The sequence below is a fragment of the Cupriavidus sp. genome, from assembly GCF_057315035.1.
Genome location: NZ_DBHKYV010000002.1, coordinates 1 through 22,594 on the forward strand (window position 1 = coordinate 1; position 22,594 = coordinate 22,594).

Consider the following 22,594-nt stretch of genomic DNA (forward strand, 5'->3'; position numbering starts at 1 on the left):
TGGTACCGCGGGAGCTCTCAGAGTCTGCCGACGGTCGCCGGAGTCGACCGGCAAGCCTTGCCAGTAAAGGCTTTCAGGAAGAGCGCCAGATTTAGCACGAAAAGCGCCAGATTTAGCACGAAAAGTACGATTACCCCAACCTCGGGCGCATAGGCGATACCGTCGGGATACTTCCCGACAGGGACGCGAGCCACGATCTTCAATGTGGACGAATCGATTGTCACGACTTCGTCCGTCGCGGTGGCCGACGCGTACACACGGTTGAGCTCTGGAACGGCCAATACTCCATGCACCTAGCCCGCATTGCCGATGGTTGCCAAGACGGTTTTTGTCTTGATGTCCATCACCACGATCTCATTGTCGCCGAGATGAGCGATGAATAGCCTTGAGCGGACTGGGTCGAGGCTGAGATAGTCCCAACGCGTCGCTCTACCTGGCAATGGAAAGTCGCCCACATGTTGCAGGGGTAAAGCGTGAGATGACATCGAGTTGGTACCAGGCTGGCAAATGGCCGGGCCAAGCAACATCGCCAAGGAGAGCGACCAAGTAAATAGCGTTTGGCAGCCCCCCGATTGCCATGATCGGGGGTAGCGCCGCGGGGACATCGCGTTGCTCATGGGCTATGGCCTATGCACGCTTGCCTGTGCGTCCAGCGCCTTCTTGATGCTTGCGGCGAGTTCTGCTGCTTTGCCCTTGCCCCAATAGTGTAGGAACATGTAGCGCGGCTGCTCGTTGGTCATGTGCTGGTGGATGGCAACGATATTGATGCCACCCGATCGCATCGCCTTAAGTACGGTCTGAAGTTCGTCCTCTCGCATTGCGAAGTCCCCGTCCACGACAGCTGACTCATCTGTGCCTGCGAACGCGGCCCACGTGTTGAGGCCCATCTCGTTGCCAAAAGTGACGCCGTGCATGATTGCTTTAGCGCCGATCACGATCTTGAACCTCCCGTTGCTCGACTGTCCCTTCTTGCCGAATACGGTCTCAAGGGGGGCGGGGGTGATCGCGTTCTCTCGTGGGATCGCACCCGAGAAGCCGCTGGCAACGGAAGGGTTAGCGGCACGGATCTCGGCCATCTTGTCGTATAACTTCCTTACGCCGGTAGCGAGGCGATCAGGATCACCCATGCCGCCGATGTGCATGAAGTACACGCGCGGTTGATCGAAGAAGAAATGGTTGTGAAGTGCCGTCACCTCGAGGCCCGCATCAAGCGCAGCACTCATCGCCGGATTAACTTCGTCCTCGAAGAGCACGGTGTCTCCCATGAGCATTGCCTGGCGCGCATGCGCCGGCGTAAAGGCGGCCCAGGAAGTCAACCCCATGAACGGTGGCATGGCAGCGCCATCCACCTGGATCTGGACGTCGGTACGAGGCTTGGATACCTTGAAAACATTCTCCGCCTCAGAGAAGGTGCCTTTCAGGCCAGTGATCTGTTCGATCCGCGCGGAATCCAGGGTCGCACGCCGTTCTGCAGGCGCTGCGGTCGCCATGGTGCAAGCACAAGCGAAACAAGAAAGGGCCAGAACAACTTGCTTTGTCATTCGCATTGTTCACTCCATTGTGACGATTGAAGGGCGTTAGATTGGCTACGCGCCGAACCCCTATCAGTTGTGCGGTTTGACATGCCTGAACGCGGCCAGCATCGCCAGGTCATAGCCGATCTTCAGTAAGCCGCAGGCCAGTAGCGGTGCTCCGATCCAGCCCGTGGTTATCAATCCTCCCGCAAGCACCGGACCTACCGCCGCCGCCAGACTCCTCGGTACAGCGGTCAGGCTTGCGGCGGCCGTCCGCTCGGCTGGTGTCACCACCGCCATCACAAATGCCGTCCGGGTCGGCACGTCCATTTGCGATAGCGCACTGCGTGCAAGCAATAGCAGCAATGTCAGTGCCAGCGACGGGGCAAAGGCCGCGGCGATCAAGAAGGCGCTTGAGGGGATGTGGGTGAACACCATGGTGTTCAGCAATCCGATCTTCCGTGCGAGCGGCACCGCCGCAAATTGAGAGGCCGTCGTCAGTAATCCGGCCCAGAAGAAGAACTGGCCGGCTGCACCCGGTGACAGTCCGAACCGCTGCATCAACCAAAGGGAAAGCAACGCATTGACGACCAGACCGCCAGCAAATGCATCGACGCTGAACAGCATCGCCAGACGAACCACGATATTGCGAGAAGGACCCAGGGGAGCGGACGGCTCTACCAACTGCGGACGGGGCTTCGGAAGTCGAGCATAGAGCGCCCATAATGCAGCGCCGGTCAACGCATAGATGACAAACATCAAGCGCATCGCCGTCAACGACGACACGCCAGCGTGAATGGATATCCATGCCGGGAGGGCCGCGGCCAGCGCGCCGATGGCTGCGGAGAACGCACCGACAAGGCTATAGCGAGCGAACAGCGCGGTACGGGTTTCGGGTGTTGCAGCCTCGGCGAGCCTGGCTTGCTCCAGTGGCAGGAACACGCTGACATCGCCAGAGCTTGGGTTCAGCGTACCCACAAAGGCAACGATTAGAAGCGGCCAGAGCGATGTCACGCCAGCAAATCCCAACCCGGTCGCCGCCATCAGCGCAGCGGCCAGAATCAGCAGGCGGCGCTGTGAATAACGATGCCCGACGAGCCCGACCAGGATGGTGCCGAGCGCAGAACCAATCAGCGTCACACTGCTGATCAGCCCGACAGAGAACTGGCCAAAGCCAAGCCCCAGCAGGTACGCCGGCAGGAGTACTGCCACATACCCGTCGCACAATCCGCGTAGCGCACGGCCTACGAGAAGCGGCTTCACGCTCGCGTCGATACCTGGTGGCAGGACAAGACTGGCGAGCTTCATACGGACGCTTGCGGGTGGCGACTTGCCAGCCTCGCCCTGAGCGGCATTAGTCCTCGTCATCGTCATCGTCGGCGTACTGTCTGCCATCCTCGCCAATCAATAACGTTGCCTTGTCAGCGCCGGATCCTAAAGTGACCTCGTATCGGGTCTTGCCAGCCATCACCTGCTTTTCGATATCACCGACGGCGCGGCCTCTGGCCTGCAGCTCAATCGTTGATCGGACTGGCGCGGGAACCTGAGCGATGGCGACTGTCTGATGACTGCGCGCGCCGAATGGGTGCCAGCCGCAGCTTGTAGTGGCCAGGGCCAGTGCACCAGCGAGTGCAGCCGCTTCGAACTTGCGAGAACGAGAGGACATCGCAGGCTCCCTCAATACCTCATTGATTCACCAGCTTCCCTTGTGCCACGAGGACTCCATCGCGGCGGTACTCACTCATTTGGCCGTACCGCCATACCTCGAAACATTCCTCGGCCTTTGCGCTGGGATAGGTCAGACACAGGTTGCTGCCGCGCACATGCCAACGCCCCTTCTGCTCCTGACCTTGCATGACAGATTCGACGGTACCGTCGGACGCGAATTTGTCGGCCCAGTGTGGACCGTCAGTGATCACCTTGCCGCTGATGGTGCGTTTGATTTCTGATGCCTTCAGGTGCCGGGATACGTCTTGCGCCGTTGCAGCGGAGGCCGAACTGGCGATGGCGATTCCGGCGCATAGCGCGGAAAGGACTCGATTCATTTGATGTTTCCAATGGAATTCAGACGGAAGTCTGTGGCGGCCATCGATGGGTCTCCGCCTGGCAGCTTTGACACCATGCGTACAACGCGTCGTACATCACCATGCCATGTTCAAGCATCTCGTGGTCATCCATGAAGACGTGAGACAACCCTAGTGAAATGGCGTAGAGCCCGCTTGACTGCGGCGTGAGATCGAGCCGCGAGGTATCCGCGCCGCGAACGATACTTGCTAGATGCTGAAGGGCCGGATTCTCACCAAGGTTGTACTTGTTCAGGAATGCGTCGAAGCTGCAGAGCTCGCCTACGTGCGTGAGCTCGACACCGGGTATGTCATAGGGGATCGCGCCGGCTTCGCTGGCGATGCGAACCACGTCGCCCGAGGGTACATACAGGAAGTCGGGGGCCTCGTCGATGAATCGGGCGATCAGCCATGGGCAGGCGATACGATCGATCTTTGGCCGTTCACGTGTGATCCATTTCATGGCGCTATCCGTATTGGTTTGCGAACCGTCGGGTGATTACCTGCGATCCATCCTTCAAGCCCACCAACCAGATACGTGGCGTCGAAGCCAATCGCCTCGAGAAGCGCCGCGCAGTCCCGGCCGACCTCGCGGCCGTGGACGCAATAGACGGTGACAGGACGGTTCACATCAAGCGTGGCGAACCAGTTGCCAAGTTCGTCGGGATTGCGCCAGATAGCCCCTGCAATCATTTTTTCACTCGCATCGAACGCTGGCTTGCGCCGGACGTCGATCAATTGCGGTGCGTCAAGGGATTTCAAGGCCGTCGCGAGTTCCAGAGGGCACGTGGCGTGTGGCATGGGAGTACCTGCTTCGGTTACGTCCGTACTGCTGTAGCGAAGCGGTTTGCGACCCGTTGCCAGTGGACGTTCTGCATGAAGGCGTCCACGTATGCGGCCGCCTTCGCGCCGTAATCCATGTGGTAGGAGTGCTCATACATATCGAGCGCCAGGACCGGTGTGCCCCCGGCCAGGGTATGCGCATGGTCCGACGCCCACTGATTGATCAGCCGGCCGTCGCGCGGCGCGTACGTCAGTAGTACCCAGCCCGATCCGCCACCGAGTGCCTTGCCCATCGCTATGAACTCGGCCTGCCAGCGTTCGATCGATCCGAAATCACGTTCAATGGCAGCTTTTAGGGCGCCGTCCAGCGGACCGCCATCACCGAGGCCGTCGAAGTACACCTCGTGCAAAATCATGGAATTCATCGCGATGAGTTCTTCGCGCTTCAGTCCATTGAGCGTGAACACGGGAGCGGTTGCCATCTCCAGCTCTGCGAGCTTGGCTGAAATGGCGTTCAGTCTCTTGACCGCCCCACCATAGTTGTTCTCGTAGTGGCTGACGATCAGCTTCTCGGAGAGGCCGGTCAGCTTGGCAGGGTCGCAACCCAGCGGCTTCATTTCGTAGGTCATCAGGGTCTCCTGTGGCACCTTAGTGATGCAACAACGGATAGGCGATCAGGCCGATGATGGCTGCCCCGGCGACGATCATGGGCTCGGACAGCTTCTTGAACTTCAGGAGCAACACGACGGTGACAAGGGCCAGCAACATCGTCGGGATATCAACAATCGACCGCTTCGCCAGTACGATCACCGCGCCGGTAATCGCACCGATGGCCGCCGCGGTGACACCGTCCACAAAGGCGAGGATCGCCGGTAGCTTTCCGTATTTCTTGAAATAGGGGGCTGGCAATACTGTGAACAGGTAGCACGGCAGGAAGGTGGCGGCCGCTGCGACACACGCGCCCGGCAGGCCTGCCACGAGGTAGCCGATAAAGCCGACAGTAATGACCACCGGGCCAGGAGTAATCATCGCCACCGCCACGGCGTCAACGAACTGCTTGTCGTTCAACCAGTGGTGCTCGGTCACCACGCCGCCGTACAGGAACGGCACGATGGCAAGGCCCGATCCGAATACGAAGGCTCCTGCTTTGGCAAAGAAGACGCCGATCTGCGAAAGAAGCGGCCAATCCAACGTGCTCATCATCCCGCTTGCTGCCGGTAAGGGCGTTGCTGCCAGCGCATTCAGCTTGCCTTGGCGGAGCCACTTCGGCGGGGCACGCCAGAACCAGACCAGAACGCCGGCGGCGAGGAACAGCCACGCCACTTCCGATTCAGTGATGACCGTGACGGCGACGAGCACCAGATAAATAAACCACAGCAATTTGTCCTTGCCGACACTCTTTTTGGTCAGCTTGTACGCACTGATTGCGATGATGCCAATCACTGCAGCGCCCACGCCATAGAACACCGACTGCATCCAGGTCAGGCCGCCAAAGCGCACGTACGCCCAGCCGAGTGCAAGCACCATCAAAAATGACGGCAGTACGAAGGCGACGCCGACGAGCGTCGCGCCAACGATGCGGTAGTGGACGTATCCCAGGTATATTGCCAACTGAGCGGCTAGCGGTCCCGGTGCCAGTTGCGCCAGGGCAAGACCTTCCTTGTAGTCGGCGTCGGTGATCCACTGCCGTGCATCGACCAGGTCGCGGTGCATATAGCCGGCCAGCGCCACGGGCCCGCCGAAGCCGAAGGTGCCGAGTCGCAGAAAGTACAGCACCAGTTGTCGCAGCGTATAAGTCGGGTCACTGTGTACCGGGCCGGCTGCCGTGGTGTCGGTTGGTTGGGGCGAGGTCATCTTGTCTGATGGTTAGCTATTTGTGGTTGGCAACGACTAGCGTTTGCGCGCGCTTGAGAAATGCGTGTAAAGCGAGTCGAGGACGTAGCCGACTTCATCCAGCAGTGCGTCGTCGTTGGGCAGGCGCTCTCGCGCACCAGCCAGCACGGCCTCAAAACCACTCGCTTCTGCAACGGGTGTACCGCCGATGTCCAGCACATGGATCATCTGGCCGAGGCGGGCAAGCCCTTTGTCCTCCTCTAGTCCGAAGCTGGCGAGCAGCACCTCAAACGAAACGCGGTCGCCAATGTGTGTGAACGTCGCGCCATCAAAGTCGAACCCGAGTGCGTCATCCGGGCACTGCCGAATATCTTCGAGCCAGAGGAACGTGGCGTGAGGATCGATAAAGCGCCGGATCAACCAGGCGCAGGCAACGCGGTCGACCCAGAGATGCTGGCGGGTCGCCCACTGACGCCCGTGATACTGGGTCGGGTCACGTCGCGGAATGTTGCCGGCTGTGCCGTGCGGCTCGCCGGGCGACAGCATAATGTCGATTGCCGCATTGAAGTCGCGCCACTGCGCTTCGGCCCGGGCGGACGCGTCGTTAGGAAAGAAATCGATCTTGCGGATGGCATCGATCCCACGGCCGTGCCGGCGTGCCACGCGCAGTAGCTCCGCCTCATCTGCATCGGACAAAGTTGAGCGGGCGCTGGAGAGCTCGGTCATCCATGCCGCATATTCGGTGGTCCGGTCAAACAACGCCCGATACTCCGCCTCCTGTTGTTCGTCGCTGGCCTGTACGGACAGCATCCAGACCTTGCCGTCCTCATTGGCGGCATCGGCGGCCAGCATTTGTAATGGCCCACGCAGGCCTGGCAGATTCGGGATCAAATATGCGCCGTCGCGCGGCGCGGTAGCGCCCAGCGTCTTGATGCCACGCCAAAAGCGCATGCGGGGCGTGGCAGCGGAGGTCGGCAGGCTAACGACGAGAAGTAGCCAGGCCGTCTCGGGGAGGGAGGAAGCAGGAGTCATGCAGCCAGCTTAGCGGGCTGTATGCGCTACTTCAATGCTGTAGCGATCTCTACAAAGTCAATGCCGAAGAGCCTTGGCCACACAATAAAAAGTGCTGCAAGGGGCTCATGCATTTCGAGGCGCGGCGAGGAATAGCGTCCTGTAGGACGACGGCCGATGCATGGCCAGTCCTGATGGCGTTACAAGAAATCAGCGGCCCGAGGCATACGCCAATGCCTTCTACATCCGGGCCAGTTGGTGTCGTTGTTGGTTGGACCTAGGAGTTGCGCTATGAAACGGCTCTCAATCGCACTGATTGTGGGGGGATATCTCGTCGCGTCCCCGGTGATGGGCGCCGCACCGCACGCGAGCGAAGGCATCCTGGTTGACGAACACGGCATGACGTTATACGTCTTCGCTAAAAGAGGGGTTCCCGATGCCAAATCCTGCGAAGGGGACTGTGAACGGAATTTTCCACCCGCACTCGCTGCTCCCGACGACAAGCCGGTTGGAGCGCTCACCTTGGTCCCTACGCACGATGGCAGAGCCCAATGGGCTTATCAAGGAAAGCCGTTGTATCGCGGCCTGATGGACAAGAAGGCGGGCGACCGCTCGGGAGATGGTCTCAATAAAGTTTGGCACAGCGTGCCAGTGAAATAGCGTTCCTTTTGGTTTGCCGTGGATGTTGCCGTTCGCTAGCTACGCAATTGGTGGCCGTGTCAAAACTCCCTTCCCTTTTTCGGATTGCAGCGCGCGGTGAAAGCTCGCAATCCTGATCAAGGTGTCATAGCGCCTGCTGATGTGAAACGCAATATCGCTTCTTCCAAAAAAAAGAGTCCCGATTTGGGACTCCAAGCTCTCCTGTTTGCACAAGGGAGTGTCGATTCTTGGGGCAGCTTAGAACTTGTGGCGTACACCCATGATCACGCCAGTCTGATCCCGGCCAGGCACGACATTCGTCGGGTTGCCGGTCCGTGCGTTGTAGCCATTCATGCCGAGCTGCGAATTGCCACGATTAAGTGCGTACCCGACGTTCATATACACATCAGTACGTTTGGAGAAGGCATAGTCGGCGGAAGCGACAAACATAATCGGGTCCGCGCTGGAGTTCTGCGTATCTGTATAGTAAGCAGCGCCCGTTAACGTCAGGGCGGGCGTCATGCTGTAACGCAAGCCCGCCCAATACAGATTAGATCGGTTGGCTGGCAGGGTTCCCACATTGCCGTTGTACCAGCGGTAGCCAACGAAGGCCTTCGCGGGGCCGAACGCATAGCTGGCCCCCAACATCGCGCGGCGGTCGGTGAGGTTTTCCGTCGGGACAGTGGAACCTTGGAATTCGTCATATGCGGCACCAACGGCAAACGCGCCGGCTTCATACATCAATGACACGCCGAGATTGCGGTCCACCTTGTAGTTGCCGGGCACCTCACCCCCGCCAGTTCGGCTGAAGCTATAGAGGGCGGTGGCTGTCAGACCATTGAACTTTCCGCGGTACTTGATGGCATTGTCGGCACGGCCGGCCAGCGTATCGTCGCTCTTGTACAGCGAATAGCGTGGCGCGTAACCCATCGGGTCAACCTGCAATCCCGTGTCATACATCGGTGTTGTCTGCCGGCCCAACGTCAGCGTGCCGTATTGGCTGGCAAGGCCCACAAACGCGCCACGATCAAACAGGCGGGTGTTGTTGTTCTGCGCGCCGGTATCGAAGGAAATTCCGCTTTCCAGATCGAAGATCGCTTTGAGGCCGCCGCCCAGATCCTCGACACCGCGAATGCCCCACCGCGAGGTCGACATGTTGCCCGACGTCATTCGCACTTGGCTCGATCCGCCAGAGGCAGATGGGACATTGCTCAAGTACTCGATCCCTGCATCAGCGACACCATACAGCGTAACGCTCGACTGTGCGTGGGCGGCACCTGCGGCAATGCCAAGCGACACCATGGTAAAGCAATGGGACAGTTTCAATGTAGGCTCCTCAGTTCATTGATTTGCGATCTGTAAATTGAGGCGCGAGTATAGAAATTTGGAGATTGCCGTCAGATTGCGGTGAAATTACGAGCAAGCCACTTGTCGCATCATCGCGACACGACCTCGTCCAGGGTCGCAGTGACCGATCATGACGTGTTCGGTATGGCGCCGTCCTTGGAAACTGGACGTATGGAGTCCGATCCGTAGCGGGGAGAAACTTCCGGCCAGTGGTAGCGAAAATCCAGTTCACATGGATTGCCCGAATTTTCTGAGCGACGCTTGCAATGAAGAACTACGGTGCGGACGGGGCGGAAGGGTGAGAGACAACTGGCGCGCGGCTTCACAGCGAGGAGGAATTGCCATAGCTCCGTTCGAGGAGCGGGCGTCAGGCGTAGAGGACCCCGGGGAAAGAGATGGACGGCACTAATGTGCTAACAGTAGCGCGGACGGTAACGCAGCCGCCGCAGTGGCGGCCGGCCTACTTCAGGCTTTACTTCTTGTCGGCGTGAGCTCCATCCGAAAAGACGTCGCGCTGGCCGATCCTGGCGCCATCCGTAAATGCGTCACGCTCGGCAATGCGAGCACCATCGGTGAAAGCGTCGCGCGGCCGATGAATCTGGCCGTCTGCTTTGTTGAGCGATGCGTGGATGTCCAGCGGGGCGGGGGAGGCGCTAGCAAGGCCTGTCAGACCGAGAATGGTTGAAGTGAAGGCGAGCTTGGCGAGGGAGTTCTTCATGGTTGGCAAAGGAGTTGAAATGTTGATTTGAACTGCACCGCCAGTCTAGTGTTCCGATATGCCCCAAGTGATTGCGCGGCAATTACATGTTGGTCATGAATTACTGCGGGCTCGCGGCAAAGGCTTCGCGCACTGCATTCCAAAAATATTTTCGAGGAAGTCGAGGGGATTTGAGGGTGAGCGCCGTATATAGAGTATCGAGGTGGATGAAGGCATGGAGCAAACAATGACCAATGTCGATGAGTGGCTCGCCGAGGCGTCAAAAGTGACGCGAGAGGCATCGCAGGCCGTGGATGTCGGCGCAATCCGCGACCGGATAGCCCAGGAGCCGGCCCAAACCGTAATCGTCTCCAGACACGATATCTGGCGAACGCTCTGCTGCGCCGCGCTGGCTGCGCTGTTTGCGTTCACCGTCATCGATCGTATTGGAACCGGACTGCTAAGCAAGGCTTCTCCCACGTGGGTCGCCACGCCACCGGCCGCCTCGCCTTTTGGTTTACTGATCGGTAAATGATGAAAGCGAGAACCCTCCGTCTGTCGCTTTCCACCTTGGTAGGCGCGCTATTGGGCATCGTCGTTGCTGCCGGGGGCGTCTATTTCACGCATGCGCGAGAGGACAAGCATCCCGACCTGCATGAGATGTTGCACGCTGCCGTTCCCCTGGATGCCAATGAGAAGGAAATCCTTGAGCTAAAGGAAGAGGCATTTGCCCAACGCCGGCGTGAGATCGAAATGCGCTTGCGGGCCGCCAATGGCAAGTTGGCTGACGCAATTGCCACGAATCCAAACTGGTCGCCCGAGGTGGAAGCCGCCACGCAGGAGGTCGAACGAGCCGCCGGAGACCTTCAGCGTGCCACGCTGGTTCATGTCTTTGAAATGCGTGCGGGACTCAAGCCCGAGCATCGGTCAGCCTATGACCGTGTTCTCGTCGATGCGCTCCGCCGCGGCTCACAGTGACACCCGAGGACGCAGAAAAGATTCTCGTCAGCCAGGCAGCCGCCGGCAACCAGCACGCGTTTGGTCAGCTCGTCGAGCGACATGGTGCTGCATTGGCACAGGCCGCGCGCAGCTTTGGCATTCCTGAAACCGATATCGATGACGTCGTGCAGGAAACGTTCGTATCCGCATGGCACGGCCTGGATGACTTCGACCGGGAGAGGTCGTTTCGTGCCTGGCTTTTCAGCATTGCGATGAACAAGATGCGTGACCTGTATCGCTTTCGGCGCGTCCGGCATTTCCTGTTTGGCGCCCAGGATCTCCAGGATCCCGAAGTTGCAGACACTGTCCCCGACGAGGATCCGGGTCCGGAGCGTCGAGTGGCGGCACGCCGCCGACTTGCCAGCGTTGTTGCCGTGCTTACCAAGCTTGATGCGCGCGGGCGCGAAGCGATTGTCCTCACATCCATTGTGGGCATGTCGTCGTCCGAGGCAGCGGCCTCGCTCGGCATCACCGTTAAGGCGCTAGAAGGACGAGTCACGAGGGCGAGAGCGAAGCTGGCTGCACTTCTATAGCCGGGTTCGAAAAAAAACATCTCGGTTCGCGAGGGAAAAACGCTCGGGCCGCGTATTAGACATAGCAGCACCCGTTTCAGTCTCACATTTCTTGTCCGATGAATCAGGCGAACTTTCCAACAATTTTTAGTGCGCGATACATCGGTGTCGTAGTGCTTCTCCTGGCAGGGGTGTCGAGTCGGGCCGCCGAAGCGCCTCCGTACACCGTCCTCTTGCAACAGTCCATGGCCATGGCGCCGGCCATGGCGGCACAGGCCGCGAATGTCCGGGCGGCAGGAGCCGATGCCGCTCAGGCACGCGCGTGGCTGAATCCCCGTATCGACACCGTCATTGAGAACTTGGGTGCGCCCGACAGCGGCGGCCAGAGCCAGCGGCAGAACACGTACTCGATCACCCAGCCTTTTGAAATCGGAGGGAAACGGGGTGCACGCATCGAGGTCGGCGAGCGGAACTTTGCCGCGGCGCAAGCGAGAGAACGGCAGGCACAAGTGACCTACGCTGCAGAACTCGCCGTGGCGTACGCCACCGCCGAAGCGATGCTGGGTCGCAAAACACTTGCCACTGAGAACCTGGCACGCGCGAATGAGGAGTTGTCAGCCGCACGCGCCCTCGTGAGTTCGGGGAAAGAGGCCAGTTTGCGTGGCGCGCAGGCGCAGGCTAGCGTGTCTGCAGCGCAAGCCGCCGAGGCCGCCGCAACCAATGACGCGACCCAGGCATTGGCTCGATTGTCGGCAATGTCTGGCGCAATCGAATCCTATACTGCCGTCACAAGTTCGTTGTTGACGACCCAGCCAACGATCCCTAATGCACCTACGGCACTCGAGGATTCTCCGTCCGTCCGGGCAGCCGAAGCCGATCGCAATGCATTGGACGCGCAGGTGAACGTCGAGAGGAAGCGTTGGATACCCGACGTGGGCATCAGCGCCGGTGTACGCCGCTATGGCTGGACCAATGCCAGTGGCTATGTAGTTGGCGTCACGGCGTCCATTCCGCTCTTCGACCAGAACCGCAATGGCATTAATGCCGCAGTCGAACGTGTTGCCGCCGCGCAAGCGCGGCTTGATAGCATCCGGCTCGAAGCCAACGCCGCACGCCAGTCTGCGGTCTCCCAAGTGGCCACTACTGAGAAGCAACTCGCTGCGGCCAGTGAGGGAGAACAGGCGGCTGCGGAAGCCTATCGCATGGGGCGTATCGGTTATGAATCGGGCAAGACGCCGCTGATGGAACTGCTGGTCGTTCGACGTGCGCTGGTCGACGCCCGGCAACTGACGATTGACGCGCGCCTGGCGCGCGTGCGCGCCCTGGCGGCGCTGGCTCAGGCGGACGGCCGCCTTGCATTTGAGGAATCGCGATGATGAAAAATGAGCGTCGGTCTATGAACTGGCCAATGGTTGCTGGGGTTGCTGTCGCTGCGGCGGTGGTGGGTTTCGGTGCGGCGCGCCTGTCGGGAACGGAAAAATCGTCTGCGACTACGCAGGCGGCGGAAGTGAAAAAGCCCGAGGCAGCTCCGGAAAAGACCGGAACGCAGGAGGTCAAGATTCCGACGGCCTATCTTGCAGCAGCGAATATCGCTGTGGAGCCGGTAGCCAGTGCGGCCGTGGGTACTGAAATCCTGGCGCCGGCCTCGGTCGCAGCAGTGCCCGGCAGCGAAGCGGTCATCGTGTCCCGTGCCGCTGGTGCCATTCAGCGCATCCAGCGCCGGCTTGGTGATGTGGTGCGCGCCGGCGATGTGCTGGCCGTGGTCGATAGCCCCGACGCTGCAGCCATGGCTGCCGAGCGCAAGGTCGCCCAGGCCAAGGCCGATTTGGCGCGCAAGACTTACGAGCGCGAGGCGGGTCTGTTCCAGCAGGGTGTTACACCACGCCAGGAAATGGAGGCCGCGAAGGCCGCGCTGGATGTGGCCCAGGCTGAAGCGCTGCGTGCCGCCACGGTGGCTCAGTCCGCGCATCTGGCCAGTGACGGTCGGTCGGTGGCGGTCGTCAGCCCGATCGCAGGCAAGGTCACTGCGCAGTCCGTTACGCTGGGTGCGTTCGTGGCGCCCCAGGCCGAACTGTTCCGTGTGGCCGGAACCGGAGCGGTGCAGGTCGAGGCGGCTGTGACAGCGGCCGACACCAGTCGAATCGTCGCAGGCAGTGACGCTACCATTCTGCCGGCCAATGGCGCCCCGGTGCCTGCGCGCGTCCAGGCGGTCACGCCGACCGTTTCAGGGAGTGCCCGCGCCGCAACAGTGGTGGTGGTGCCTGTCCAGCAAACCGACAAGCTCGTGGTGGGTGAAGGCGTTCAGGTGCGCCTGCGCACGGCAGTAAGCGATGCTGCAGCCCTTTCCGTGCCGGAAGACGCGGTCCAGAATCTCGACGGCCGCGACGTACTGTTCGTCCGCACAAAGGACGGCTTCCGTCCGCAATCGGTCCTTATCGGAACCCGTAGCGGGGGTTCGGCGCAGGTCCTGTCCGGCGTACAAGCGGGCGAACAGGTGGCTACACGCAACGCCTTTCTGGTCAAGGCTGAGATGAACAAGGGCGGCGGGGACGAGGAATGATCGAGAGCATTCTCAGCGGCTCTGTTCGCTATCGTTGGCTAGTGCTGTTCCTGACGACGATCGTCGCGATCATCGGCGCGTGGCAGCTCAACCTGTTGCCGATCGATGTCACGCCGGACATCACAAACAAGCAGGTCCAGATCAACACCGTTGTGCCTACCCTTAGCCCCGTGGAGGTTGAGAAGCGCGTCACCTATCCGATCGAGACTGCGATCGCGGGCCTGAATGGCGTCGAGAATACGCGCTCGATGTCGCGCAATGGCTTCAGCCAGGTGACTGTGATCTTCAAGGAGAGCGCGAACCTCTACTTCATGCGCCAACAGGTGACGGAACGGCTGGCACAGGCGCGCCCGAACTTGCCGGAAGGGGTCGAACCGCAGATGGGGCCGGTATCGACGGGACTAGGTGAGGTGTTCCACTACAGCGTCGAGTACCAGCATCCCGAGGGAAAGGGCGCCACGGTCAAGGATGGTGAACCGGGCTGGCAGAGCGATGGCAGCTTTTTGACCGAGCGCGGCGAGCGTCTGAACGATCGCGTCTCCAAGCTGGCTTATCTGCGTACGGTGCAGGACTGGATCATCCGACCCCAATTGCGTACGACGCCTGGCGTGGCCGACGTCGATTCGCTGGGCGGTTATGTCAAGCAGTTCGTCGTCGAGCCTGATGCGGCGAAGATGGCCGCCTATGGCATCTCCTATGGCGAGCTAGCGCAAGCGCTTGAAGACGCCAACCTGTCGGTCGGGGCGAACTTCATCCGTCGATCGGGTGAATCCTATCTTGTGCGTGCCGATGCACGGATCAAGTCCGCCGACGAGATCTCTCGCGCTGTCATTGCGCAGCGCCAGGGTGTGCCGATCACGGTGGGTCAGGTCGCCGCGGTCAACATCGGTGGCGAACTGCGCTCGGGTGCGGCCAGCCGCAACGGCTACGAAACAGTTGTGGGCAGTGCACTGATGCTGGTCGGAGCGAACAGCCGCACCGTGGCGCAGGCTGTGGGCGACAAGCTCGATCAGATCTCGAAGACGCTGCCGCCGGGTGTTGTCATTGTCCCGACGCTGAACCGTTCTCAGCTCGTGATCGCCACGATCGAAACGGTCGCAAAGAACTTGGTGGAAGGTGCCCTGCTGGTGGTGGCGATCCTGTTCGCGTTGCTGGGTAACTGGCGGGCTGCGGTCATCGCTGCGCTCGTGATTCCATTGTCACTGTTGATCAGCGCGATCGGCATGAACCAACTCAATATCTCCGGTAATCTGATGAGCCTGGGGGCGTTGGACTTTGGTCTGATCATCGACGGCGCGGTCATTATCGTGGAGAACTCGCTCAGACGTTTGGCAGAGCGGCAACATCATGAAGGACGCCTACTGACACTCAAAGAGCGGCTGGAAGAGGTCATGCTGTCGTCCCGCGAAATGGTGCGCCCAACTGTCTATGGGCAGCTTGTGATCTTCATGGTTTTTCTGCCCTGCCTGACATTCCAGGGCGTCGAAGGCAAGATGTTCTCGCCGATGGTGATCACGCTCATGCTGGCGCTCGCGTCCGCGTTCGTGCTGTCGCTCACGTTTGTGCCGGCTATGATTGCCGTGCTGCTTCGCAAGAAGATATCCGAGAAGGAAGTCCGCGTCATTGCAGCGACGAAGGAGCGCTATCGCCCGTGGCTGGAGCGGGCCGTAGCGCGACCCATGCCGTTCGTTGGCGCGGGACTCGTAACACTGGCGATTGCGGCGGTGGCCTTCACGTTCGTTGGCCGTGAGTTCATGCCCACGCTCGACGAGCAGAACTTGAACCTGTCGTCGGTGCGTATTCCGTCGACGTCGATCGACCAGTCGGTCGCCATCGATCTGCCGCTCGAACGTGCGGTCCTGACGCTACCGGAAGTTCAGACCGTGTACTCCAAGGCGGGTACGGCGAGCCTGGCTGCCGACCCCATGCCGCCCAACGCGTCGGACAACTACATCATTCTGAAACCAAAGAGCGAGTGGCCGGAAGGTGTCACCACCAAGGAACAGGTGATCGAGCGTATCCGGGAAAAAACGGCGCCGATGGTTGGTAACAACTACGACGTGACACAGCCGATCGAAATGCGTTTCAACGAGCTGATCGGGGGCGTGCGCAGTGACGTAGCAGTGAAGCTCTATGGAGAGAATCTGGACGAGCTGGCAGCGACAGCTCAGCGTATCGCGGGCGTGTTGAGGAAGACTCCCGGTGCTACCGACGTTCGTGTGCCATTGACCAGCGGCTTCCCGACCTTCGACATTGTGTTCGACCGCGCGGCGATCGCCCGGTATGGTCTGACAGTGAAGGAGGTCGCGGACACAGTGTCGTCGGCTATGGCAGGGCGTCCCTCCGGGCAGATTTTCGATGGCGACCGCCGCTTCGACATTGTGATCCGCCTCCCAGGCGCGCAGCGCGAAAACCTCGATGTCCTGAGTGCGCTGCCAGTCATGCTGCCGGCAGCCGAAGGGCAAGCCCGTGCTTCGGTACCACTACGCCAATTGGTGCAGTTCCGCTTCACGCAGGGTCTCAACGAGGTGAGCCGCGACAACGGAAAGCGCCGCGTGTACGTGGAGGCCAACGTCGGTGGCCGTGACCTCGGCAGCTTCGTGGATGATGCGGCGGCGCGCATTGCCAAGGAAGTCAAGCTGCCGCCTGGCATGTACATTGAATGGGGTGGGCAGTTCCAGAACCTGCAGGCCGCGACCAAGCGACTGGCCATTATTGTGCCACTGTGCTTCATCCTGATCGCCGCAACGTTGTATATGGCGATTGGCAGCACGGCGCTGACGGCTACCGTGCTGACGGCAGTGCCGCTGGCCCTTGCCGGTGGTGTCTTTGCCCTGCTCTTGCGTGGAATTCCGTTCTCGATTTCGGCGGCCGTTGGTTTCATCGCGGTGTCCGGCGTGGCTGTACTCAACGGTCTGGTGCTGATCTCCGCGATCCGCAAACGGTTGGAAGACGGCATGTCACCAAATGCGGCTGTGATCGAAGGCTCAATGGAGCGCGTGCGGCCAGTGCTGATGACGGCTCTGGTGGCCTCGCTGGGCTTTGTCCCGATGGCGATTGCAACGGGCACCGGGGCCGAGGTGCAGAAGCCCCTGGCAACGGTTGTCATCGGTGGCTTGGTTACGGCAACTGTCTTGACCCTGTTCGTGCTGCCCGCGGTGTGCGGCATGGTGTTGCGTCGCCAGCGGAAGGCCGGCGCGAAGGAACCTGAGTTGATTGAAGCGTAATCGGTTAATGGCGGTGAGTTGATCGCCGCCTGCCCACTCTCAAAGTTAAGGATTGCAAGTTCATGAATTTGTCCATTCCGCCGGGCGCTCTCCTGTCAGCCCCGAGTGCACTGGAAACCTTTTTGACCCGCCATCGTATTGGGATCTGGCGAGCGGTCGTGACGGTCGTTCTGGTTTCTTTGCTTGCTGGCCATTCGCAGTGGGACGACTCCTGGGTGTCGGGCTTGCTTCGGGCGATCGGCATGGTTGGCATCACCGTCGCCACTGTCGGTCGACTTTGGTGCGCACTTTATATCTCGGGGCGAAAAAGTAGCGAACTGGTTACAGAAGGGCCGTATTCGATGTGCCGGCACCCGCTGTATGTGTGTAACTTCGTGGGTATTGTCGGACTCGGTGCGCTGACTGAATCCATTGCTCTGACCATGTTTCTGGCACTGGCATTCGGCTTGATGTACCCAGCCGTGATCCGTTCAGAAGAGCGCGTGTTGTCGAAGAATTTCCCGGAGTTCGCTGACTACGCACTCCGTACGCCGGCATTCTTCCCCAAAATTGCGCTATTCCGCACTGACGAAACATGGGTGGCCCATGTCGGATCCTTTCAGCGCAATCTGGCCGACTCAGTCTGGTTTCTCGGTATGGCTATTGTTGTGGACGCAGTGGAACTGGCGCGACACGCAAATTGGTTGCCCAACTATGTTGTACTGCCCTGAGTCTCCATAGACTTCAAACCTTCTTGTATTGAGACGAATCGTGTCCCGCCGCCTAGTCCGCCTGGTTACATTCCTGCTCTTCCTGAGTTGGACCGTATCCCTATTGGCAACGCCCATCTGGGCGGCGCACGAGATTGAAGATGCGGTGGATGGAACGATGGGCGCCTCAGCGCTGTCGCCTGAAAGCGTGATGGCCGATTCCGATGCCACGGGGACGACTTCCGAGGGTCACGAAGAAGGTATCGCGCACGACACGGTGCATGCGCTGGCCGAGCTGGCTACTTTGCTTTCTGCCGGTCACATCCAGTCAGTCCCCTCTCTTTTGGTTTCCGTCTACCAACCCAGTGCTCCGACTCTCCTGAGATCCATACCAGGGGAGCTGCCATTCGAACCCCCTCGGCGATAAGCCCTCGTTCATTCGCCGGTTGATCGCAGGCAATCTTTGTTGCTGCGAACGCCGCTGTCTGAAACATTCCGATCACCGGTGCGCACAACGCGCCGCGCACGTCTTCCCATTCACAGCGATCTACTGAGCCGCGGGCGAGTATGCCCGCCCGGGCCTTCGCTTGCGCTCGGGCGTAGTGCCGGTGACCTTCGAACAAGGCTGGAGAGAGCATGCAGGTCTGTATCCATTGTGGTGCGCTGGAGGTTTCCCCTACGTGGGAGTGCGGGACCTGCGGTTGGCAGGCAACTAATGCTTCAGGTGTCGTCATTCTGGCGCCACACATGATTGCCGATCATGACGGATTTGACGAAGCGCTGTTCGAGACATATGACGCCATCGAACGCCATCATTTCTGGTTCGCGTACCGCCGAAAGCTGATCATCGGCGCCATGAAAGCGCATTTTCCCGCTACGCAATCGTTTCTCGATATCGGATGCGGAACCGCCGAGACACTGAATGCGGTTCAGAACAGCTTTCCCGACGTCGAGGTGTGCGGGGGCGAGCCGTCATTGTTAGCACTGCAAATGGCACGGCATAAGACCAGCGCGAATCTGTTGCAGATGGATGCGCGCGCCATGCCGTTCCGTGAAGCGTTCGATGGTGGGCGCATTCGATGTCATCGAACACATTGATGACGACGCGGGCGCGCTGGTGGGAATGTACGACGCGTGCAAGCCCGGCGGCGGCATTGTCCTGACGGTGCCACAACATCCATGGCTATGGAGCCAGCTTGATGAAGCGGCCAAGCACAAGCGTCGCTATACGCGCGCCTCGTTACTGGCAGTCGTTCGAGAGGCGGGTTTCCACACGGTCTATGTCAGTTCCTTCATGTCTTTGCTGTTGCCCGCAATGGTCGCGTCCCGGCTGACGCGGCATTCGCGACCGACGGACGGCGTCGATGCCGGATTTCGCATTGGAAAGATAGCGAACGCTGCGTTTGGCACGGTGTGTGAAGTAGAGAGGCACCTGCTTCGAGCAGGCATGCGCCTTCCTGTGGGCGGCTCCCTGGTGCTGGTCGCAAAGAAGTCGGGGTGAAGGCAGTGCCAACCGGTTCAGCCAGGTGTTGATGAAAATTTGTTGGAAGGAGCAAGGTCGCGTGAAGGTGCTGGTGATCGAAGACGAAGTGCGGACTGCGGAGTATCTCGTGAAGGGCCTGACCGAATCGGGCTTCAGCGTGGATGCGGTTCACGACGGTATGGAGGGCATCCACTGGTTCCAAGAGGGCAGCTATGACGTGGTGATCCTCGATGTCATGCTGCCTGGTGCCGACGGCTGGACTGTCGTTAAAGCCATCAGGGCGCACCGCGATACGCCAGTGTTGTTCCTTACGGCGCGAGACGAGGTCGCGGACCGGGTGAAGGCGTTCGAACTGGGCGCGGACGACTATCTGGTCAAGCCGTTTGCATTTGCGGAGCTTCTTGCCCGTCTTCGCCGGTGTCTGCGTCAAGTGCGCGAGCAGAATTCGGAGCGTATTCAGATTGCCGATCTCGACATCGACGTGCTCGGCAGACGTGTGTATCGAGGCGGTCGGTGGATCGATTTGACGAACCAGGAGTTCATGCTGCTGCATCTGCTCGTGCGGCGTGCCGGGGAAGTGCTGTCTCGCGCCATGATCGCCTCCCAGGTATGGGACGTGAACTTCGATACGAATACCAATGTGGTGGACGTGGCGATCCGTCGGCTGAGGGCGAAGATTGATGAGCCGTTCGACATCCGATTGATCCATACGATCAGAGGCATGGGGTACGTGCTGGACCCGGCGCGAGGTCAATAGCGTGATGTGGGATTACCAATACACGCGAGTTGACGCAGTTCCCATCACGCATGCAAAGCGTATCGCGGTTATTGCGGTCGCGTTTGTCGTCGCCCTGATCGCCGACGTGTGGAGGGCCGGTTCCATGGTCGACATGGTCGCGCATTCGCCTTACGTAGTTCCGCTTGTCGGCGACGCTTCGCAAACTTTGTCACAAGAATTGGGAGTTGGGCCCCGAGCCTGCGAGCCTCAACACCACGATTCAATGGATCACAACGAAGCGATGACGCTACCGCCAGCCTCTGCCTGGGGGGCGTTACCGCAGCAGCGACCAGCATCAGCGTGGATCTATCTACTGCCTCTCCGTCCAAATCGTCCTGATAAATTTGCGCGGCCACCGCGACTGACGTGACACGCCAGCTTGCTGGCACAAGGTGTATGGCCCGTTATAACGATTTTTTAACCATGTGGAGTTTTATGCGTATTCCCATTCCTAATGGCCCTGAATCAGCGCGTTGGCGTTGGTTAATGGCGCTCATCGCAGTGATCCTGCCTTCGCTACTAGTATGCGGTTCGGCATTCGCCCATGGCGTGGCGGAAGGAGACAAGGGCTATATCCAGGAAATCAGCGGCGTTCATCTACTGCCGTTCATTTACCTGGGGGCCAAACATATGGTCACAGGCTACGATCACATCCTGTTCCTTCTGGGCGTTGTGTTCTTTCTCTATCGGATGCGGCATATTGGGCTCTATGTCAGCCTCTTTGCCATCGGACATTCCACCACAATGCTGCTTGGGGTCTATTTCAACATAGGCATCAACAGCTACATCATCGACGCGATCATCGGGTTGTCGGTCGTCTACAAGTCGCTGGACAATCTCGGCGCTTTCCAGCGCTGGTTTGGCTTCCAGCCAAATACGAAGGTTGCCACACTGGTCTTTGGTTTTTTTCATGGGTTCGGGCTATCGACGAAGATCATCGAGTACGAGATCTCGCCGGATGGACTGGTCCCCAACTTGCTCGCGTTCAACGTTGGAGTCGAGATCGGCCAGTTGCTCGCGCTGTCAGCCATCCTGATTGCAATGGGATATTGGCGCAGGACTGAGAGCTTCCTGCGGCATGCTTATGCCGCCAACGTAGCAATGATGTCCGCTGGCTTCATCTTGATTGGCTACCAATTGACCGGTCTGATCGTTTCCTAAAGATATATCACCATGTACAACACCGACATTCCGACCCGTGCCGAGCTTCCGACGTCGGCTCAACTTCTGCGCTCCACTGTTATTGCAGTGGGAGCCGCTCTCGCAATCCTGGTGGCTATCGTCCTGCCTTCTGAGTACGCCATAGATCCGACTGGTGTCGGTCGCGCCCTTGGCCTGACCAAGATGGGGGAAATCAAAACCCAGTTGGCGGCAGAGGCGGCAGCCGATGCGCGGGCGGATGCTGCCGCACTGGAGGCCCGGACTCAAGCGCCCGCAGCGGAAAAGAAGGCGTCCGCCGAGGAGCACGGCCATTCCCACGCGGGGGATGAAACGCATGCGGCCGCGGCTGTAGCGAAAGGATCCGCAGAGGCGCATGGTCATTTGCATGACGATGGCGCCGCGCATGCGGTCGTAGCCGCCGACCCCACGGCCCAAGCGCCGGTCGCTGCTGCGTCAGGCAGGTCTGACAAGGTCAGCGTTGTGCTGCGTCCGGGCCAAGGAGCCGAAGTCAAGATGGCGATGGCGGCCGGCGCCAAGGCCGCTTACGATTGGTCCGCCAATGGTGCGGTGGTGAACTTCGACGCCCACGGTGATGGCAAGGGACGCTCCACTTCCTACAAGAAAGGCAAGGGCGCGGGGCAAGATTCTGGAGAGATTGTTGCCGCCTTCGATGGCTACCATGGCTGGTTCTGGCGCAATCGGACCGATAAGGAGGTCACGCTGACCTTGCGTACAAAGGGCGACTACAAGGAGATCAAGCGCATGGAGTAACGCCCGGCGGCATTCGATTGACACGTTGACAGATACCTCCGGGGTGACTCCCCGGGGTATTCAAGCTGAGGTGTCTGGAATGTAATGATCCAGCAATCTTTTTCCGGCGGGACGTCGATACACTTCCTGTCAACTTTCTGATCCCGGGACTCCATGATGCAGCAGACTTCGCTAGAGCAATCCCTGAGTTGGCTGGCTTCGAATGAACTGGCGGCTGCGCAGGCCGGAGCGGCGCGCCTTGGGGTGCCGCTGGACCAGTATCTCCGGTTGAGCCTTCAGGCGATGAATGCCAGCGTTCTGACGACGCGTCGGCATCCATCGCTCGCCGCCGAAGGCAAGAGTGCGACGCGCAAGATGACTGTACTTTTGACCTGCCTGCGAGCAGAAAACGGTGGTAGCCGCTCGGAATTCCGCGCTGCCGCCTGACGATCGCTTATCAAAGCCGCACGTGGCTTGACCGAGTTGAGGAATACCAAGCATCGGGCTCCAGGTGCGAGATTTCTACCTGGTTGGGTCGACGCAGCATC

25 protein-coding genes and 1 pseudogene are annotated in these 22,594 nt (G+C 59.9%); 14 read left to right on the top strand and 12 right to left on the bottom strand.

Going from position 1 to position 22,594, the window contains the following annotated elements; all coding sequences use genetic code 11:
* Window positions 1-140 precede the first annotated feature (140 nt).
* The 10 genes and pseudogenes from ACO550_RS03545 to ACO550_RS03590 form a co-directional block, all read right to left on the bottom strand.
* A pseudogene (locus ACO550_RS03545) lies at window positions 141-527 on the bottom strand (YncE family protein); the annotation flags it as partial.
* A gap of 93 nt (window positions 528-620) precedes the next feature.
* Window positions 621-1,541, bottom strand: coding sequence for a DUF1259 domain-containing protein (locus ACO550_RS03550; protein WP_485994188.1), 921 nt, complete (start codon window positions 1,539-1,541; stop codon window positions 621-623).
* Window positions 1,542-1,604: 63 nt separating this feature from the next.
* Entirely contained in the window at window positions 1,605-2,822 is a 1,218-nt protein-coding gene (locus ACO550_RS03555) for an MFS transporter (RefSeq protein WP_315595024.1), read from the bottom strand.
* Window positions 2,823-2,868: 46 nt separating this feature from the next.
* On the bottom strand, window positions 2,869-3,180 hold the full coding sequence (locus ACO550_RS03560) for a hypothetical protein (protein ID WP_315595025.1): 312 nt from the start codon (window positions 3,178-3,180) through the stop codon (window positions 2,869-2,871).
* Between the two features lie 19 nt (window positions 3,181-3,199).
* The gene (locus tag ACO550_RS03565) at window positions 3,200-3,559 is read right to left on the bottom strand and encodes a hypothetical protein (protein WP_315595026.1); all 360 of its coding nucleotides are present in this window, start codon (window positions 3,557-3,559) and stop codon (window positions 3,200-3,202) included.
* Between the two features lie 19 nt (window positions 3,560-3,578).
* Window positions 3,579-4,040: a chromate resistance protein ChrB domain-containing protein gene (locus tag ACO550_RS03570; RefSeq protein ID WP_315595027.1), complete on the bottom strand. Its 462-nt coding sequence runs from the start codon at window positions 4,038-4,040 to the stop codon at window positions 3,579-3,581.
* Entirely contained in the window at window positions 4,037-4,339 is a 303-nt protein-coding gene (gene chrE, locus ACO550_RS03575; protein WP_315595028.1) for a rhodanese family chromate resistance protein ChrE, read from the bottom strand. The genes ACO550_RS03570 and chrE overlap by 4 nt, the downstream gene beginning before the upstream one ends.
* 56 nt (window positions 4,340-4,395) lie before the next feature.
* On the bottom strand, window positions 4,396-4,989 hold the full coding sequence (locus ACO550_RS03580) for a Fe-Mn family superoxide dismutase (RefSeq protein ID WP_315595029.1): 594 nt from the start codon (window positions 4,987-4,989) through the stop codon (window positions 4,396-4,398).
* 19 nt (window positions 4,990-5,008) lie between these two features.
* Complete coding sequence (locus tag ACO550_RS03585) at window positions 5,009-6,214, bottom strand: chromate efflux transporter (protein WP_315595030.1); 1,206 nt, start codon at window positions 6,212-6,214, stop codon at window positions 5,009-5,011.
* A gap of 36 nt (window positions 6,215-6,250) precedes the next feature.
* On the bottom strand, window positions 6,251-7,225 hold the full coding sequence (locus ACO550_RS03590; RefSeq protein WP_315595031.1) for a chromate resistance protein ChrB domain-containing protein: 975 nt from the start codon (window positions 7,223-7,225) through the stop codon (window positions 6,251-6,253).
* A gap of 270 nt (window positions 7,226-7,495) precedes the next feature.
* On the opposite strand from ACO550_RS03590, the gene ACO550_RS03595 reads away from it, so the two are divergent.
* The gene (locus ACO550_RS03595) at window positions 7,496-7,864 is read left to right on the top strand and encodes a transcriptional regulator (protein WP_315595032.1); all 369 of its coding nucleotides are present in this window, start codon (window positions 7,496-7,498) and stop codon (window positions 7,862-7,864) included.
* 237 nt (window positions 7,865-8,101) lie between these two features.
* Here the strand turns inward: ACO550_RS03595 and ACO550_RS03600 are convergent, their stop codons facing one another.
* Together ACO550_RS03600 and ACO550_RS03605 are read right to left on the bottom strand one after the other, a co-directional pair.
* Window positions 8,102-9,145, bottom strand: a complete 1,044-nt coding sequence (locus ACO550_RS03600; protein ID WP_315595056.1) for a porin — start codon at window positions 9,143-9,145, stop codon at window positions 8,102-8,104.
* Between the two features lie 517 nt (window positions 9,146-9,662).
* Complete coding sequence (locus tag ACO550_RS03605) at window positions 9,663-9,908, bottom strand: hypothetical protein (RefSeq protein ID WP_315595033.1); 246 nt, start codon at window positions 9,906-9,908, stop codon at window positions 9,663-9,665.
* Between the two features lie 226 nt (window positions 9,909-10,134).
* Between ACO550_RS03605 and ACO550_RS03610 the strand changes: the two genes are divergently transcribed.
* The 13 genes from ACO550_RS03610 to ACO550_RS03670 all read left to right on the top strand — a co-directional run bounded on the left by ACO550_RS03610 (window position 10,135) and on the right by ACO550_RS03670 (window position 22,493).
* Window positions 10,135-10,422 (top strand): CnrY/NccY family anti-sigma factor, encoded by a 288-nt coding sequence (locus ACO550_RS03610; RefSeq protein ID WP_315595034.1) that lies wholly within the window; start codon window positions 10,135-10,137, stop codon window positions 10,420-10,422.
* Window positions 10,419-10,865 (top strand): periplasmic heavy metal sensor, encoded by a 447-nt coding sequence (locus ACO550_RS03615; protein ID WP_315595035.1) that lies wholly within the window; start codon window positions 10,419-10,421, stop codon window positions 10,863-10,865. Before ACO550_RS03610 ends, ACO550_RS03615 begins: the two co-directional genes overlap by 4 nt.
* Entirely contained in the window at window positions 10,862-11,419 is a 558-nt protein-coding gene (locus tag ACO550_RS03620; RefSeq protein WP_315595036.1) for a sigma-70 family RNA polymerase sigma factor, read from the top strand. Before ACO550_RS03615 ends, ACO550_RS03620 begins: the two co-directional genes overlap by 4 nt.
* A 98-nt stretch (window positions 11,420-11,517) precedes the next feature.
* The gene (locus ACO550_RS03625; protein WP_315595037.1) at window positions 11,518-12,774 is read left to right on the top strand and encodes a TolC family protein; all 1,257 of its coding nucleotides are present in this window, start codon (window positions 11,518-11,520) and stop codon (window positions 12,772-12,774) included.
* Window positions 12,771-13,958 carry a CzcB/NccB family metal efflux transporter periplasmic adaptor subunit gene (czcB, locus tag ACO550_RS03630; protein WP_315595038.1) on the top strand — a complete coding sequence of 396 codons (1,188 nt, stop codon included), beginning with the start codon at window positions 12,771-12,773 and terminating at the stop codon, window positions 13,956-13,958. The genes ACO550_RS03625 and czcB overlap by 4 nt, the downstream gene beginning before the upstream one ends.
* On the top strand, window positions 13,955-17,185 hold the full coding sequence (locus ACO550_RS03635; protein ID WP_315595039.1) for a CusA/CzcA family heavy metal efflux RND transporter: 3,231 nt from the start codon (window positions 13,955-13,957) through the stop codon (window positions 17,183-17,185). The genes czcB and ACO550_RS03635 overlap by 4 nt, the downstream gene beginning before the upstream one ends.
* 62 nt (window positions 17,186-17,247) lie before the next feature.
* Complete coding sequence (locus ACO550_RS03640) at window positions 17,248-17,895, top strand: isoprenylcysteine carboxylmethyltransferase family protein (RefSeq protein WP_315595040.1); 648 nt, start codon at window positions 17,248-17,250, stop codon at window positions 17,893-17,895.
* Between the two features lie 615 nt (window positions 17,896-18,510).
* Complete coding sequence (locus ACO550_RS03645) at window positions 18,511-18,972, top strand: methyltransferase domain-containing protein (RefSeq protein ID WP_315595041.1); 462 nt, start codon at window positions 18,511-18,513, stop codon at window positions 18,970-18,972.
* Window positions 18,938-19,375, top strand: a complete 438-nt coding sequence (locus ACO550_RS03650; protein ID WP_315595042.1) for a methyltransferase domain-containing protein — start codon at window positions 18,938-18,940, stop codon at window positions 19,373-19,375. The genes ACO550_RS03645 and ACO550_RS03650 overlap by 35 nt, the downstream gene beginning before the upstream one ends.
* A 61-nt stretch (window positions 19,376-19,436) precedes the next feature.
* A complete protein-coding gene (locus tag ACO550_RS03655) occupies window positions 19,437-20,114 on the top strand; it encodes a heavy metal response regulator transcription factor (protein ID WP_315595043.1) in 678 nt (225 codons plus the stop codon).
* Window positions 20,115-20,621: 507 nt separating this feature from the next.
* Window positions 20,622-21,296 carry a HupE/UreJ family protein gene (locus ACO550_RS03660; RefSeq protein ID WP_315595057.1) on the top strand — a complete coding sequence of 225 codons (675 nt, stop codon included), beginning with the start codon at window positions 20,622-20,624 and terminating at the stop codon, window positions 21,294-21,296.
* A 12-nt stretch (window positions 21,297-21,308) separates the two neighbouring features.
* Entirely contained in the window at window positions 21,309-22,067 is a 759-nt protein-coding gene (locus ACO550_RS03665; RefSeq protein ID WP_315595044.1) for a transmembrane anchor protein, read from the top strand.
* A gap of 153 nt (window positions 22,068-22,220) precedes the next feature.
* Window positions 22,221-22,493 carry a hypothetical protein gene (locus tag ACO550_RS03670; RefSeq protein ID WP_315595045.1) on the top strand — a complete coding sequence of 91 codons (273 nt, stop codon included), beginning with the start codon at window positions 22,221-22,223 and terminating at the stop codon, window positions 22,491-22,493.
* Window positions 22,494-22,594: the final 101 nt, after the last annotated feature.